12 protein-coding genes are annotated in these 13,778 nt (G+C 68.1%); 3 read left to right on the top strand and 9 right to left on the bottom strand.

Annotation, left to right across the window (positions count from 1 at the left end; all coding sequences use genetic code 11):
- Nucleotides 1-110: 110 nt before the first annotated feature.
- From FQK05_RS05615 to FQK05_RS05625, 3 genes are all read right to left on the bottom strand, one after another.
- Nucleotides 111-1,766 (bottom strand): amino acid ABC transporter ATP-binding/permease protein, encoded by a 1,656-nt coding sequence (locus FQK05_RS05615; protein WP_158964933.1) that lies wholly within the window; start codon nucleotides 1,764-1,766, stop codon nucleotides 111-113.
- Nucleotides 1,763-3,400 carry a thiol reductant ABC exporter subunit CydD gene (gene cydD, locus FQK05_RS05620; RefSeq protein ID WP_158964934.1) on the bottom strand — a complete coding sequence of 546 codons (1,638 nt, stop codon included), beginning with the start codon at nucleotides 3,398-3,400 and terminating at the stop codon, nucleotides 1,763-1,765. The genes FQK05_RS05615 and cydD overlap by 4 nt, the downstream gene beginning before the upstream one ends.
- Nucleotides 3,401-3,489: 89 nt before the next feature.
- On the bottom strand, nucleotides 3,490-3,927 hold the full coding sequence (locus FQK05_RS05625) for a MarR family winged helix-turn-helix transcriptional regulator (RefSeq protein WP_158964935.1): 438 nt from the start codon (nucleotides 3,925-3,927) through the stop codon (nucleotides 3,490-3,492).
- An 84-nt stretch (nucleotides 3,928-4,011) separates the two neighbouring features.
- Here FQK05_RS05625 and FQK05_RS05630 point away from each other — a divergent pair, with 84 nt between their 5' ends.
- Entirely contained in the window at nucleotides 4,012-4,437 is a 426-nt protein-coding gene (locus tag FQK05_RS05630; protein WP_158964936.1) for a hypothetical protein, read from the top strand.
- A 58-nt stretch (nucleotides 4,438-4,495) separates the two neighbouring features.
- Here FQK05_RS05630 and FQK05_RS05635 read toward each other — a convergent pair whose 3' ends face one another.
- The 3 genes from FQK05_RS05635 to FQK05_RS05645 form a co-directional block, all read right to left on the bottom strand.
- Nucleotides 4,496-4,729, bottom strand: a complete 234-nt coding sequence (locus FQK05_RS05635) for a Rieske (2Fe-2S) protein (protein ID WP_158964937.1) — start codon at nucleotides 4,727-4,729, stop codon at nucleotides 4,496-4,498.
- A gap of 26 nt (nucleotides 4,730-4,755) precedes the next feature.
- Nucleotides 4,756-6,138 carry a siroheme synthase CysG gene (gene cysG, locus FQK05_RS05640; RefSeq protein WP_158964938.1) on the bottom strand — a complete coding sequence of 461 codons (1,383 nt, stop codon included), beginning with the start codon at nucleotides 6,136-6,138 and terminating at the stop codon, nucleotides 4,756-4,758.
- 212 nt (nucleotides 6,139-6,350) lie between these two features.
- A complete protein-coding gene (locus FQK05_RS05645; RefSeq protein WP_158964939.1) occupies nucleotides 6,351-7,220 on the bottom strand; it encodes an aldose 1-epimerase family protein in 870 nt (289 codons plus the stop codon).
- A 171-nt stretch (nucleotides 7,221-7,391) separates the two neighbouring features.
- On the opposite strand from FQK05_RS05645, the gene FQK05_RS05650 reads away from it, so the two are divergent.
- On the top strand, nucleotides 7,392-8,534 hold the full coding sequence (locus FQK05_RS05650) for an AI-2E family transporter (protein ID WP_158964940.1): 1,143 nt from the start codon (nucleotides 7,392-7,394) through the stop codon (nucleotides 8,532-8,534).
- 18 nt (nucleotides 8,535-8,552) lie between these two features.
- On the opposite strand, the gene FQK05_RS05655 is transcribed toward FQK05_RS05650, so the two are convergent.
- The 3 genes from FQK05_RS05655 to FQK05_RS05665 are packed head-to-tail and all read right to left on the bottom strand — an operon-like array spanning nucleotide 8,553 to nucleotide 12,271.
- Complete coding sequence (locus FQK05_RS05655; RefSeq protein WP_158964941.1) at nucleotides 8,553-9,341, bottom strand: FAD binding domain-containing protein; 789 nt, start codon at nucleotides 9,339-9,341, stop codon at nucleotides 8,553-8,555.
- 55 nt (nucleotides 9,342-9,396) lie between these two features.
- Entirely contained in the window at nucleotides 9,397-11,772 is a 2,376-nt protein-coding gene (locus FQK05_RS05660; RefSeq protein ID WP_158964942.1) for a xanthine dehydrogenase family protein molybdopterin-binding subunit, read from the bottom strand.
- Nucleotides 11,773-11,785: 13 nt separating this feature from the next.
- On the bottom strand, nucleotides 11,786-12,271 hold the full coding sequence (locus tag FQK05_RS05665; RefSeq protein ID WP_158964943.1) for a (2Fe-2S)-binding protein: 486 nt from the start codon (nucleotides 12,269-12,271) through the stop codon (nucleotides 11,786-11,788).
- A 388-nt stretch (nucleotides 12,272-12,659) separates the two neighbouring features.
- On the opposite strand from FQK05_RS05665, the gene FQK05_RS05670 reads away from it, so the two are divergent.
- A complete protein-coding gene (locus FQK05_RS05670) occupies nucleotides 12,660-13,727 on the top strand; it encodes an AraC-like ligand-binding domain-containing protein (RefSeq protein WP_158964944.1) in 1,068 nt (355 codons plus the stop codon).
- Nucleotides 13,728-13,778: the final 51 nt, after the last annotated feature.

Here is a 13,778-nt window from a genome sequence, read left to right on the forward strand (position 1 = left end):
CAGGCCCCTCGGGTCCCGGTCACGAGCAATATATTCCGATTCCTAGATGCTTGTCCGCTGTGGATCAACCTACGGTATCGGGACGCCGGGTTTCGGCTGGTGCAACCCTCTCAGAGCGGAGCGGTCACGGCGACACGGCGAACTGACGCAAGCACCTCGATTTCCTTGTGTGCGGCGATCACGATTGCGGCATCGGGCAGCGAGGTGCGCATTCCCGACAGCACCGCGGCGGCGGTTGGCGCGTCCAGGCCCTCGGTCGGTTCGTCCAGAAGCAGGATTTTCGGCTTCCGCAGAATCGCCCGGGCCAGCGCCAGGCGACGGCCTTCGCCGCCCGAAAGGCCGGCACCGCGAAAGCCCAGTTGCGCCTGCAGCCCGCCCTTTTCAGCGATCACCTTGTCCAGCGCGACGGCCTTCAGGGCCTTCAGCAGGGCTTCGTCGTTCGCCTGCGGATCGGCCAGCCGCAGGTTTTCCGCAATCGTACCGCCGATCAGCGCGTGGCGCTGCGGGACAAGGGCGATGGCCTGCTGCCGGGCTTCTGCCGGCAGGTCTGCCAATACCGTACCGCCGAAGGCGATGCTGCCGCCCGAAGGCGACAGCGCCCCGGCGATCATCAGAAGGACCGTGCTCTTGCCGCTGCCGCTGGGGCCGGTCAGGGCGACGGTTTCCCCGGCGGCGACGTGCAGCGACACCGGCGCGCAGAGGTCACGGGCGGCGGTGCCCCGACGAATGCGCAGTTGATCGACCGTCAGCGGCAGCATGTCGGGCAGCGGTGCGCCGGTCGGCACCGGCAGCGGATCCGGCGCAATGTCGGGCGCCACGCGGCGGGCCGCCTGCAGAACGCGGCCCATCTCGGCCAGGGCGCGGGCGACGGGAGCCATGGCTTCGGCCAGGGCAAGGGCCACGAAGACGCCGATGGCGGCCTGCGCGGCCGTGATCTCTCCGGTCTGGGCAGACTGGATGCCAAGGCCCAGCGCGGCGGCTACGGCCACGGCGCCGATCAGATCCAGGACAAGGCCCGCGCCGGTTTCGATCCGGGACAGGCGACGGCGGGCGGACAGGTGCCAGGCGGCGGCGCGGGCGGCGCTGTCGCGTGCGTCGGCCAGGCGGCCATAGACGATCAGGTCCTCGCGCATGGCGATCAGGTCGACCAGCCGGCTCCGCAGCGCCTGAACCCCGGCCTCGGCCCGACGCGACGGCGCCTGCGCCCGACGCTGGCCCCACAGGAACAGCGCCGTCGGGCAGATCAGGCAAAGCCCGCAGACCACCAGCGCCGTCGCCGGGGTGACCAGGAACCACAGGGCCACGCCCGCGCCCAGAATCGCGGCGCTGCCGGCCAGCGCGGGCAGGACCAGCCGCAGCGCCACGCTGTCCAGCGTGTCGATATCCGCCGTCAGCCGGTTCAGTGCGGCACTGGCCCGAAGGCGTTCCAGCGACCGGAAAGGTTTCTGCAGGGTCGCGACCAGCAGCCGGACCCGCAGCCGCGCCAGCGCGCGCAGGGTCGCGTCATGAGTGGCAAGCCGTTCGCCATAGCGCGCGGCAGTCCGGCCCAGCGCCAGCATCCGCACCATGGCCGAAGGGCGGAAGATGTCGAAGACCTGCCCTGCCCCGGCCAGCCCGGCAACGGCCGCAGCCGTGATGAACCAGCCGGAAACGCCCAGCAGCGCGGCGCCGGCCGCCAGCACCAGCACCGACAGCAGCAAGCCGCGCAGGAACACGCGCCGTTCCTCTCGCCACAGGGTCAGGACGATCCGGACCAGCGCCTTCATGCGGCACCCCCGATCCGGATCTCGCGGTCCATGCAGGCGATCAGGCGCGGGTCATGGGTGGCCACGACCAGCGTGCCGCCGGCGTCGGCAAAGCGCAAAAGGCCCTGGATCACCTGCGCGGCCGTGGCATCGTCGAGGTCGGCGGTGGGTTCGTCTGCCAGCAGCAGATCCGGGCCGGCCTGAAGCGCACGGGCCAGGGTGACGCGACGCGCCTCGCCGCCCGAAAGGCCGGCACCGCGTTCGCCCAGGGTGGTCCGAAGCCCCCGGGGCAGCGCGGCCAGCACCGGCTCCAGCTGCGCATCGCGCAGCGTTTCCGGGCGGACGGGCGCACCGAAACCGATGTTGTAGCCCAGCGAGCGATTCACGAAATGCGGCGCCTGCGGCATCCAGCCCAGCCGCGCCCGCCAGGCATCGGCCGTGTCGCTGTCCAGCGGGTGTCCGTCGATCAGGACGTCGCCGTGCGCCGCGGGTTCCAGCCCCGCCAGCGCACGCAACAGGGACGTCTTGCCCGACCCGCTGGGCCCGGTCAGTGCAATGCGGTCGCCGGCAGTGATATCGATGTCGGGATAAACGATCTGTCCGGCGCCCCGATCCAGCGCCAGTCCATGGATCGACAGGGTCAACGGTGTGGTCGCCCTTGTCGCGGCCATGCCGCTGCCGGTCAGTGCGGGACGTTCCTGTTCGCGCCAGGTGCGAACCTCGTCCAGCACGGCCTCGCCCGCGGCGCGGTCATGCCAGGCGGCAGAAAGATCGCGGAGCGGCTGGAAGAATTCCGGCGCCAGCAACAGCAGGTAGATCCCGGCAAAAGGCGACAGTTCCGCACCCCATGTGCCCCAGCCCACCAGGTCCAGAAGCGAAAAGCCGACCCAGACCGCGATCATCGCCACACCAAGCGCGGCGAACAGTTCCAGCACGGTTGAAGACAGGAAGGCGATACGCAAAACGGCCATCGTACGGGCGCGCAGGGATTCCGACGCTTGCGCGAAATCCGCCACCACCGGCCCGGCGGCCCCGATCAGGCGCAGGTCGGACAGGGCCGCCAGCCGGTCGGCCAACAGGTCGTTCAGCGCGCCGACCTCGACCATCTGGCGGTCGCTGGCATCCTTCGCGGCCCAGCCGACCAGCGCCATGAAGACCGGAATCAGCGGTCCCGCCACCAGCAGCACCGCCGCCACCGCCCATCCGTGCCAGAGTGCTATGGCCAGGATCACCAGTGGCAGGACCATGGTCCGCATCTGCGCAGGGCGATAGCGCAGAAGGTAGGGCCGCAGCGCCTCCAGCTTGCTGCCGGCCAGCGCGGCGACGGCGCCCGGCCCGCCCAGGGCAGAGGGGGCGGTGGTGGCGGCCTCTCCGGCCACGATGTCACACCGGATCCGGTCGATGACCTTCTCGGCCGCGCGGTCCAGGACGGCATCGGACAGGGCCCGCAGCGCGGCCTTCAGGACAGCCAGAAGAAGAAAACCGCCCACGGCCCACAGGACGGGAACGGTGCCACCCGCGACAAGGGCCGACAACGCCCAGGCGATGATCGCCGCCTGTCCCAGCCAGACAAGGCTGGCCGCCAGCGACAGCACGGCCCCGGCCTTCAGGCCGGGGGTCGCGGCAAGGGCAGGATCGGCAGGGCGGCGTGGCATCGCGTCTTGTTCCGGAAGAAGTCGTTGCCGTTCAGGTAAAGGTTCTGGCCCGATTTGCGATGAGACATGGCGTTACACCGCACCCGGGTTCAGTCCGTTTCCGCCGCGGGCCCCGCGATCAGACGCCGCAGCAGGTGGATGAACTGGGCCTGCTCCTCCTCTGTCAGGGGGGCCAGGCGCTCGGCATTTTCGGCGATGGCCTGGGCCACGGCGGCGTCTTGCAGGGCGCGCGCTTTCTCGGTCAGGCGGACGCGCTGGACGCGGCGGTCCTTGGCATCCTTCTCGCGCCGGACCAGCCCGTCGCGTTCCATCCTGTTCAGGGTGTTGGCCATGGTCGCCTGTTCGATATCCAGCCGGTCGACCAGCTGCTTCTGGGTCAGCCCGTCCTCGGCCCAGAGCTCCAGCAGCGCGGGGAAGGCCCCTGTGGTCAGCCCAAGCGGTCGGATCCGGCCCGACAGCCCGCGTTCGAATATGCGCGCCAACTGGTTCACCAGATAGCCCGCCGATATATCCTTTGAAAAATCCAAGCTGCCCCCATTCGTTACTTGCATAGCAAGCTATTTATTATTACATAGCATGCTATACCTTTCATCCCTTCGCGGAGAATTGCAATGGCGAAAGCTGTCCACCCCGTTGCCGGCGCCATCGCGCTGGCACTGATATCGACATTCTGGCTGTCCACCCTTCTGTCGGAACTGCTGGCCGGTCCGGCAGTGGTGACCCTTGTGAAGACCACGATCCCATGGGGGTTCCTGATCCTGATCCCGGCCATGGCCGCCGTGGGCCTGTCCGGCCGGCAACTGGCGCGGAACTTCAGGGGTCCGGTCGTCGCCGCGAAACAGAAGCGCATGGCGGTGATCGCGGGGAACGGGGTGCTGGTCCTTGTCCCGTCGGCCCTGTTCCTGGCGGCAAGCGCCCGGGCCGGGGAGTTCGGCACCGCCTTCGTGGTCGTGCAGGTGCTGGAACTGGCGGCCGGCGCCACGAATATCGTGCTGATGGTGCTGAACATGCGCGACGGGCTCCGGTTCCGGCGCTGAACACGCGAAGAGACCGGGGCACTGCGGCGTCCCGGTCCCTTTGCATTCCTCCGAAGGATCAGGCGCCGGGCGTCGGGTTCTGGCAGATATCCCGCCCGGCCGGCAGCACGGCGAAGGTGGTCCCTGCCCGGTCGTCGCCCCCCGGCACCGATCCCTCGGACTGAAAGAGTGGCCAGTTGTGCGGAAGGCAGGCGATACAGCCGTCATGCACGATCCCCTGGCGCCGCAGACCGTGCTTGCAGCGGCAAAGGCAGACACGCAGGGCATGTCCGGTGCCGCTCGGCCAGTGCACCGGGTCTTCCGTGCCGCGGTGCGCGATCAGGCAGCGCGGGTTCCCGCGCCCGCCTGCCCGGCCGCCAGCGACTTGGGATAGCGCACCATCAGGATCGCCGGGCTGACGATGCCGTGGTCGCGGACCGCCTGCGCCAGCCGGTCCAGCGTGGTCGCGACATGGGCCTGCCGCCCGGTCGAGACGGCGGCCACGATATCCACCGGGCATTTCCCCGGCGCGCCGGCCGCGATCAGGTCGCCTTCGACCTGCGCCGCCTTTTCCACCGCCATGTAGAAAGCGACAGACGTGCCGGGCCGCGCCAAGAGCGACCGGTCGGGACCTGCGTCCCCGGGGCGGCAGGTGCCGGTGGTGATGACGAAAGTATCCGTCTCGCCCCGTTCGGTCAGCGGACGGCCGATGGCGGCAGCGGCAGCGGAGGCAGCGGTGATGCCCGGAACGATCTCGACCTCGATGCCCGCGGCGGCAGCGGCGTCCAGTTCCTCGCAGGCGCGGCCAAAGACCGACGGATCGCCGGATTTCAGGCGCACGACGCGCCGGCCCCTGGACGCTTCGGCCACGATCAGCCGGTCGATCCTGTCCTGCGGCCATGCATGGGCGCCGACCTCCTTGCCCACGTAGACGCGGTCGGCATCGCGGCGGGCCAGCTCCAGCACCTCCGGGTCGACCAGACGGTCATAGAAGATGACATCGGCCTGCTGCAGGCGCCGGACCGCCCGCATCGTCAGCAGGTCGCGGGCGCCGGGCCCGGCACCGACCAGCGCGATATGGCCCTTGTTCCCGGGCGTTTGCCCTGCGGCGATGGCATCCTTCAGCAGGCCGGCCGCCAGACGTTCGCGTCCGTCCAGATGGGCGCGGAAGGCTTCGCCGCTGAACGCCCATTCCCAGAAGGACCGCCGGTCCCGAGGCGCAAAGGCCTGAGCCACCGCACCGCGCAGATGCCCCGCCAGTGCCACGAACGATCCCAGACGCGGGGCCAGCATCGTCTCGATCTCGGTCTTGATGGCACGGCCGAGGACGGGTGCCGCCCCTTCCGTACCGATGGCCACGACCACCGGGTCGCGGTCGACGATCGACGGCGTGAAGGCATCGCACAGGTCGGGCCGATCGATCACGTTGACCACGGCGCCGGCGCCACGGGCCTCTGCGGCCAGCGCCGCGTCCCGGGCCGCGTCCCCGGTGTGGATGAAGACCAGCACGGCGCCGGCAAAGGTTGCGGCATCTTCGGCACAGCGGGTCGCCCGTCCCGAGGCGACAAGCCCCGCAAGCTCGGCATCCAGCGTATCGGCCAGGATCGCGATGCGGGCCTCGGTCTTCAACATCAGGCGGGCCTTGCGGGCGATCTCCTCGCCGCCGCCGCACAACACGACACGGCGTCCGTCCATCCGCAGGAACATCGGAAAGTTCTTCATGCTTGGTCCTCGCAACGAAAAAAAGCCGCCGACGGTCACGTGACGCATGTCACGTTCGGTCGAGCAGCCTTGCCCATGGTTCCGAAAATCAGGAATCGGCGACGCCGTTGTCGCTTGTCTTTCAATACTACAGCGGCCCGCCACCGGGCAAGCAAGCATTCCGGTCCAGCGAATGTATACTGCCGACCGCAGCGCAGTCGGCCCCGCGCCCATCAGCCCGGGACGGTCACCGAATAGCCGAAGCTGGCGCTTTCGCCCGGCTTCAGAACCGTGCTGTTCGGCCGGTCGGCGATCTGCGGCCCGTCACCCACGTAAGATGCCGTGCCGTGCCAGGGTTCGATGCATACGAAAGGTGCGCCCGGCGGCTGCCACAGCGCCAGATCCGGCAGATTGCGAAAGGTGAAGGCCAGGCCCGGACCCTCCTCGGGGCCATAGCGCAGCCCGGCGCTTCCATTCGGAAAGACCAGTGCGCCATCTTCGAAGAGCGCGTGGTCCAGCAGCAGCCGGCCGTCCCTGAAGGGCCCGGGGATCGGCGCGGATTCGAGCAGGCCGTCGTTCAGGCGGCGCCTGTCGGGCAATCCGGCACCGTCCAGCACCACCGCGTGCGGGGCGTCGCCGGCGCCGGGAACGGGCCACAGGAAGGCAGGGTGGAAGCCCAGCCCGAAGGGCATCGGCGCATCGCCCAGATTTTCGACCGTCGCGTCGCAATGAACGGTGCGGCCATCCAGCCGGTAGGTCAGGTGCAGCGCGAATTCTGCCGGATAGACGGCCCGCGTCGCGTCCGAGGCGCGCAGGACATGGTGGCACGTCGTGTCAGTCTGGTCGACCAACTCGAACGTGCTGCGCCGGGCAAAGCCGTGCTGGGGCATGGTCGCCTCGTGATCGCGCACCGCCACCCTGTCGTCCGCCGCGCGACCGACGATGGGAAACAGCACCGGCGCCCGCCCGGTCCAGAAGGCGGCATCCCCGTGCCAAAGGTAATCGGCCCCGGCGCTGTCCCGAAGGTACTGCATCTCGGCCCCCAGCGGAGCGACGGAGAGGGCAAGGTCGTCGTTGAACAACACGCTGTCTGCGGCGGGCATGGGTGGTCCTTCCTCTGGATCTCGGGCCGGATGCCCGCAGTCTAGCCGCGCCGGGCCGTCGCCGCGTATCGCATTTCACGGCAACGCGCGCATCGGCCGCAAGCCGCCCTTTCCGGCCCCCGAAGGGGCAGTGACGCGATAGGAATGCCACATTCCGGAGGAATTGGGCCTGTGACCACGGGTCGGCTGTTCCGGCCGCTCTGCTCATGCCAGAGCATGTCGGACATCGCAGCAACCGACGGCCATCCCTTGAACCCGATCCTTGTCGTCTTCCTTGGTCTTGCCAGCTTTGTCCTGTCGGTCGGGCTGCTGGTCGTGGGCAAGCCCATCATCCTGCCGGTGCTGGCGTCCGGCATCGCGGTCTATGTGCTGCATGCCTGCGTCGAATGGGTCCGGGGCTTTCCGGTCCTGCAGCGCGTGCCGCGCTGGATGATCAGCGTGGCGGTCCTGTCCATCTTCGTGGCCTGCGTCCTGCTGATGGGTCTGGTCGTGGCCGTGACGCTGGAAGAGATGGTGGACCGGTCCACCACCTACCAGGCGACGCTGGAAGGCATGATCGGTCAACTGGCCACCCGGTTCGGCGTCGAAGGCGACCCCGACTGGCAGGACATCCGCCAGGCCACCATCGGCCGGCTGGACCTGCCGACTATGCTGCGAAGCCTGTTCAATTCGCTGACCAGTTTCGGCACGATGCTGTTCCTGATCATCGTCTATTCCGGCTTCCTGATGACCGAGATCGGCCGCTTCCCGGCCAAGATCGACCGCGCCTTTCCGACCGAAGGCCGGTCGGGCAAGATCATCACCGTCGCGCGCGACATCAACCGCAACATCGGCGACTACCTCTTCGTCAAGACGGCGATCAACGTGCTGCTGGGGTTGCTGTCCTATGCCGTGCTGTGGGCCTTCGGCGTGGATTTCGCCCTGTTCTGGGCGGTTCTGATCGGGCTTTTCAACTACATCCCCTATCTGGGATCGTGGCTGGGCGTGGCCTTCCCGGTGATCCTGTCGGTCGCGCAGTTCGGCGACCTGTGGCAGACGCTGCTGCTGACTGTGGCACTCACCATCCTGCAACTGGTGATGGGCAGCGTGGTCGAACCGCGATGGATCGGGCGGCAACTGAACCTGTCGCCCTTCGTCGTGATGCTGGCCCTGGCCTTCTGGTCGGCACTGTGGGGGCTGGCAGGCGCGATCCTGGCGGTGCCCCTGACCAGCGCCTTCGTCATCATCTTCAGCGCCTTCCCGGATACGCGGCCGATTGCCATCCTGGTCTCGGACGCGCTGGGCGACGATCCGGAAGAGGACCGGGCGCGCTGACGCCCGGCCCCCTGTGGATCAGCCTGCCGCGGACACCGCGCGCCCGGTCATGACCTTCACGAGGTTGGCACGATAGGCGCCGGTCCCGTGCAGGTCCGAGATCAGCCCGTCGGCCGAAGCCTCCAGCCCGTCCAGCGCCCCGGCCGAGAAGTCGGCCGAAAGCGCCTGTTCGGCATCCGTCCAGCGGAAGACGCCGTTCTCGCTGGCACCGGTCACCGCCACGCGGACACCCGAGGCGAAGCGCGCCACGAAGACCCCCACCAGCGCAAAGCGCGAGGCCGGCTGCTGGAACTTGGCGTAATGCGCGGCCTGCGGGACGGGGAAGCGGATCGCGGTGATGATCTCTCCCGGTTCCAGCGCGGTTTCGAACATGCCGACGAAGTAGTCGTCGGCCGCGATTTCCCGCCTGTCGGTCACGACCGTGGCCCCGGTGCCCAGAACCGCCGAAGGATAGCAGGCCGCCGGGTCGTTGTTGGCCACCGACCCGCCGATGGTGCCGCGGTTGCGGACTGCCGGATCGCCGATCCCGCCGGCCAGCTTCGCCAGCGCCGGGAAGGCGGATGCCGCCTCCTCCGCCACCTGGGCATGGGTCGTGGCACCGCCGATTTCCACCACGCCGCCAGAGGCGTTCACATGGGCCAGACCGTCGATGCCCGACAGGCTGACCAGCTTCGTGGGCGAGGCCAGCCGTGCCTTCATCGTCGGCAGCAGCGTCTGACCGCCGCCCAGCGCCTGCGCGTCTTCGTCCGCCAGCGCCGCCACGGCATCCGCGACAGAGGCGGGTCTCAGGAATTCGAAATTGTACATCTTCAGATCTCCCGTCAGGGGTGTCGCGGCCGGACAGCGCCGGCCGCGTGCCCTGTCACTTCCCGTGGATTGCCGCCCAGACCCGCGCGGGGCTAAGAGGCATGTCGATATGGGTGACGCCGGTGTTACCGGTGCTGTGGATCGCGTCGATCACGGCATTGACCAGCGCGGGCGGGGACCCGATCGCCCCGGCCTCGCCGCAGCCCTTCACGCCCAGGGGGTTGTGGGTACAGGGCGTCAGCGCGGAATGGTCGACCTTGTACATCGGCACGTCATCGGCCCGCGGCATGGTGTAATCCATGTAGCTGGCCGACAGAAGCTGCCCGTCGCCGTCATAGACCGCATGTTCCAGCAGCGCCTGCCCGATCCCCTGCGCCAGCCCGCCATGAACCTGGCCTTCGACGATCAGCGGATTGATGACATTGCCAAAGTCGTCTGCGGCGGCGAAGCTCTTCACCTCGACCTTGCCGGTCGCGGGGTCCACCTCCACCTCGCAGGCATAGGCGCCCGAAGGATAGGTAAAGTTCGCCGGATCGTAGAAGGCGGTTTCCTCCAGCCCCGGCTCGATCACCTCCAGCGGGAAGTTGTGGGGGATATAGGCCTTCAGCACCACGTCGCCCCAGGGCACGTTCTTGTTCGTGCCCTTCAGCGAGAAGACACCGTCGTCGAAATCGACCTCTCCGTCCGGGCTCTCCATCATGAAGGCCGCGATCTTCTTGGCCTTGTTGATGACCTTCTCGGTCGCCTTGACCACGGCCGATCCGCAGACCGCAAGGCTGCGCGAGCCATAGGTGCCCATGCCAAAGGGGATGCGGGCGGTGTCGCCGTGCACGATCTCGATGTTTTCCTCCGGGATGCCCAGGCGGGCTGCCACGATCTGCGGGAAGGTGGTTTCGTGCCCCTGCCCGTGGCTGTGGGCGCCGACCATGACGACCACGTTGCCCGTCGGGTTCACCCGCACCGTCGCCGCATCATAGAGCCCGACACGTCCGCCAAGTTGCCCCACCAGGTTCGACGGCGCGATCCCGCAGGCCTCGATATAGGAAGAAATGCCCAGGCCCCGCAGCTTGCCCGCGGCCTCGGACTCGGCCCGGCGCGCCTTGAAACCGGCTAGGTCCGCCATCTCCTCCAGCTTGTCCATGACGGCATCATAGTTGCCGGTATCGTAGACCAGCGCCACCGGCGTCGTGTAGGGGAACTGGTCCGGCTTGATATAGTTCTTGCGCCGGATCGCGACCGGGTCGATCCCCAGTTCGCGCGCGCACTTGTCGATCACGCGCTCCAGGCTGAAGGTCGCCTCGGGCCGCCCGGCACCGCGATAGGCATCGACCGGCACGGTGTTGGTGAAGACCCCCTTCACGTTCACGTAGACATTGGGAACGGTGTAGTTCCCGGCCATCAACGTTCCGTGCAGGAAGGTGGGCGTGGCGGTGGCGAAGTTCGACAGATACCCGCCAAGGTTTGCCAGCGTCGTGGTGCGCACGGCGATGAAGGACCCGTCCATTTCCGTCGCCAGTTCGATGGTCGTCACATGGTCACGACCATGGGCATCGGTCAGGAACGCTTCGGACCTGGACGAAGTCCACTTCACTGGCCGGCCCAGCTTGCGCGCGGCAGCCAGAACCAGCGCTTCTTCGCCGTAGTGATAGATCTTGGACCCGAAGCCGCCGCCCACATCGGGCGCCACGACACGTAGCTTGTGTTCCGGGATGCCCATCACGAAGGCGGAAATCAGAAGCCGCGTCAGGTGCGGGTTCTGCGACGTGGTGTAAAGCGTGTAGTCCCCGGTCCCGGTGTCGTAGTCGCCAATGGAACAGCGCGGCTCCATCGGGTTGGGGGACAGGCGGTTGTTCACCAGTTCCAGCGTCGTGACATGCGGCGCGGCCTTGATCGCGGCATCCACGGCCCCGCGGTTGTCCTCGACCCAGCCCCAATCGAAGCAGACGTTGGACGGCGTGTCGTCGTGCACGCGGTTGTCGCTGTTGGCGACGGCATCCGCCATGTTCACGATGGCGGGAAGTTCCTCGATATCCGCTTCCAGCGCCTCGGCGGCGTCGCGGGCCTGTTCGGGGGTTTCGGCGATGACGGCGGCATAGGCGTCGCCCACGTGGCGAACCTTGCCATGGGCCAGCACGGGCCGCTTGGGTTCGGTCATCGGCGTGCCGTCGCGGCTGTTGATCAGCCAGCCCGCCGGGTTGCCGCCGACCTCGACGAAGTCGTCGCCGGTGAAGATGGCCAGAACGCCCGGCATCGCCTCGGCCGCGGCGGTGTTGATGCTGTTGATCCGGCCATGGGCCACCTCGGACCGGGCAAAGGCGGCATAGGTCTGGTTCTTCAGGACGATGTCGTCGGTGTACCGGCCCTTGCCGGTGGTGAAGCGTTTGTCCTCGCGGCGGGTCTTGACCTCGCCGAGTGCGGCATCCTTGGGCATGTCGTCTCCTCCCTTATTCCGCGGCCAGCGCGGGGACGTCCTGACCGGACGCGGCCAGGACGGCCTTGACGATGTTGTGATACCCGGTGCAGCGGCAGATGTTGCCTTCCAGGTAGTGGCGTACCTCGGCCTCGGTCGGCTTCGGGTTCTCGGCCAGAAGGGCCGCGGCCGACATGATCATGCCCGGCGTGCAAAAGCCGCACTGAAGCCCGTGATGTTCGTTGAAGGCCGCCTGCAGGCGGTGCAGGTCGTCGCCCGAAGGCGCCATGCCCTCGATCGTGGTAACCTGGGCGCCCTCGGCCTCGGCCGCCAGCATGGTGCAGGATTTGACCGCCTTGCCGTTCACATGCACGACGCAGGCGCCGCACTGGGACGTGTCGCAGCCGACATGGGTGCCGGTCAGCTCAAGGTCCTGCCTCAGGTATTCGACAAGCAGTCGGCGCGCTTCGACATCGCGCGCGACGGCCTTGCCGTTCACGGTCATTGATACTTGGGCCACGTGTTCTCCTCCCTGGATACGCGGCGGGCCGGCGGCCGGTATCGGACCGCGGCCAACCTTGATGTCTGGGTCGGGCTGTCGGAAGCCGATGCTGCCGAGTCCCGTCGGAACGTCCTCCTCGCTCCGGTGCGCGGAAGGCCCCGCGTCCTGTCCCTGCCGGCGATGCCCTCGTTCGACGGGGCGGCGGCGGGACTCGGACCGCGAAGGGGCCTGCGCACGCCCCACGTTCGCTTGGCGACCCGCGCCCTGTCCAGAGGCTTCTTGAAAAATCCGTTCCGAAAGGGCGGTTAGGCGGCCATGACCCTGCCGGTCGGTCCCAAGGTCAACTTTCTTCTGCAATTCGCCGCCGGCTTGCTATGATCCCGTCCGGAGCGAAGAGGACGGCTGCGTGTCGAGAACTGGCATCAACGGTGCGAAAGACGGAAAGGCCACGATCCAGCGGTCGGTTCTGGAGCTGCCCGCTGGCGCCCGACCCGAAGAACGGTTCCAGTCCTGGCAGTCGCAGATCGCGCCCTTCTTCGACGTGGGTTCGGGCGACAGGATCGACCTTGCCGCCTTCGACGCGCGGTTCGACCTCAGCCTGATCGGCGACATGATCTTCGGGTCCTGCCAGACCGTGGCGCAGCGGTTTCAGCGTTCGGCGTTGAAGGTCGCGCACGAACCGCACGACATGTTCATGTTGCAGATGTTCCGCACCGGCGAAACCCGGGCACAGATCGGCGCCCGTGAAGTGATCGCGCGGCCCGGCGATATCTGGGTCATCGACCTGGCGGAACCGATCGACGCGGTGAACTCGGACTTTCATAACCTGTCGATCATCGTGCCGCGCAGCCTGATCGAAGGGAACCTGCGCAGCCCCGATGCCCACCACCTGCGCCGCATTCCCGCCGACACGCCGATGGCGCGGATCTTCGGCAATTTCCTGGCGGGCCTGATGGGCAGCGTGGGGTCGATGACCCTGGCCGACGCGGCGGAACTGGCACCCGCCACCGCCCGCCTGTCCGAGGCGCTGCTGAACGTCGGCACAGGCCACAGCCGCCCCGAGATGGACGCTTCGGCGGCCGATCAGGTGCTGTGCCTGGCTGCCCGCCGCCTGATCGAGTCGCACCTGACCGATCCCGACATGGACCCGGATAAGGTAGCGTCGATGCTGGGGGTGTCCCGGTCCAAGCTGTATCGCGTTTTCGCGCCGATGGGCGGGATCGCGGCCCATATCCGGAACCGTCGCCTGAAACGCAGTTCGGCCGACCTGCTGGACCGGAACCGGGCCGACAGGCCGATCTACGAGATCGCGTTCAAATGGGCCTTCACCAGCGAAAGCGACTATTCCCGGGCCTTCCGGCGTCAGTTCGGCCTGTCCCCGCGCGAGGCCCGCGGCGCCTATCACGCGGGCCTCGCGGCCCCGGGCATCGACAGTCCCGACCACGCCGACTGGCTGAGGCATATCGGCGCCTGACGAAACGAATCGCGCCGCCCCGGTTCAGGCCGGGGCGGCGCGCAGTCTTCA

It is taken from the genome of Chachezhania sediminis, assembly GCF_009765275.1.
Taxonomy (GTDB): Bacteria; Pseudomonadota; Alphaproteobacteria; order Rhodobacterales; family Rhodobacteraceae; genus Chachezhania; species Chachezhania sediminis.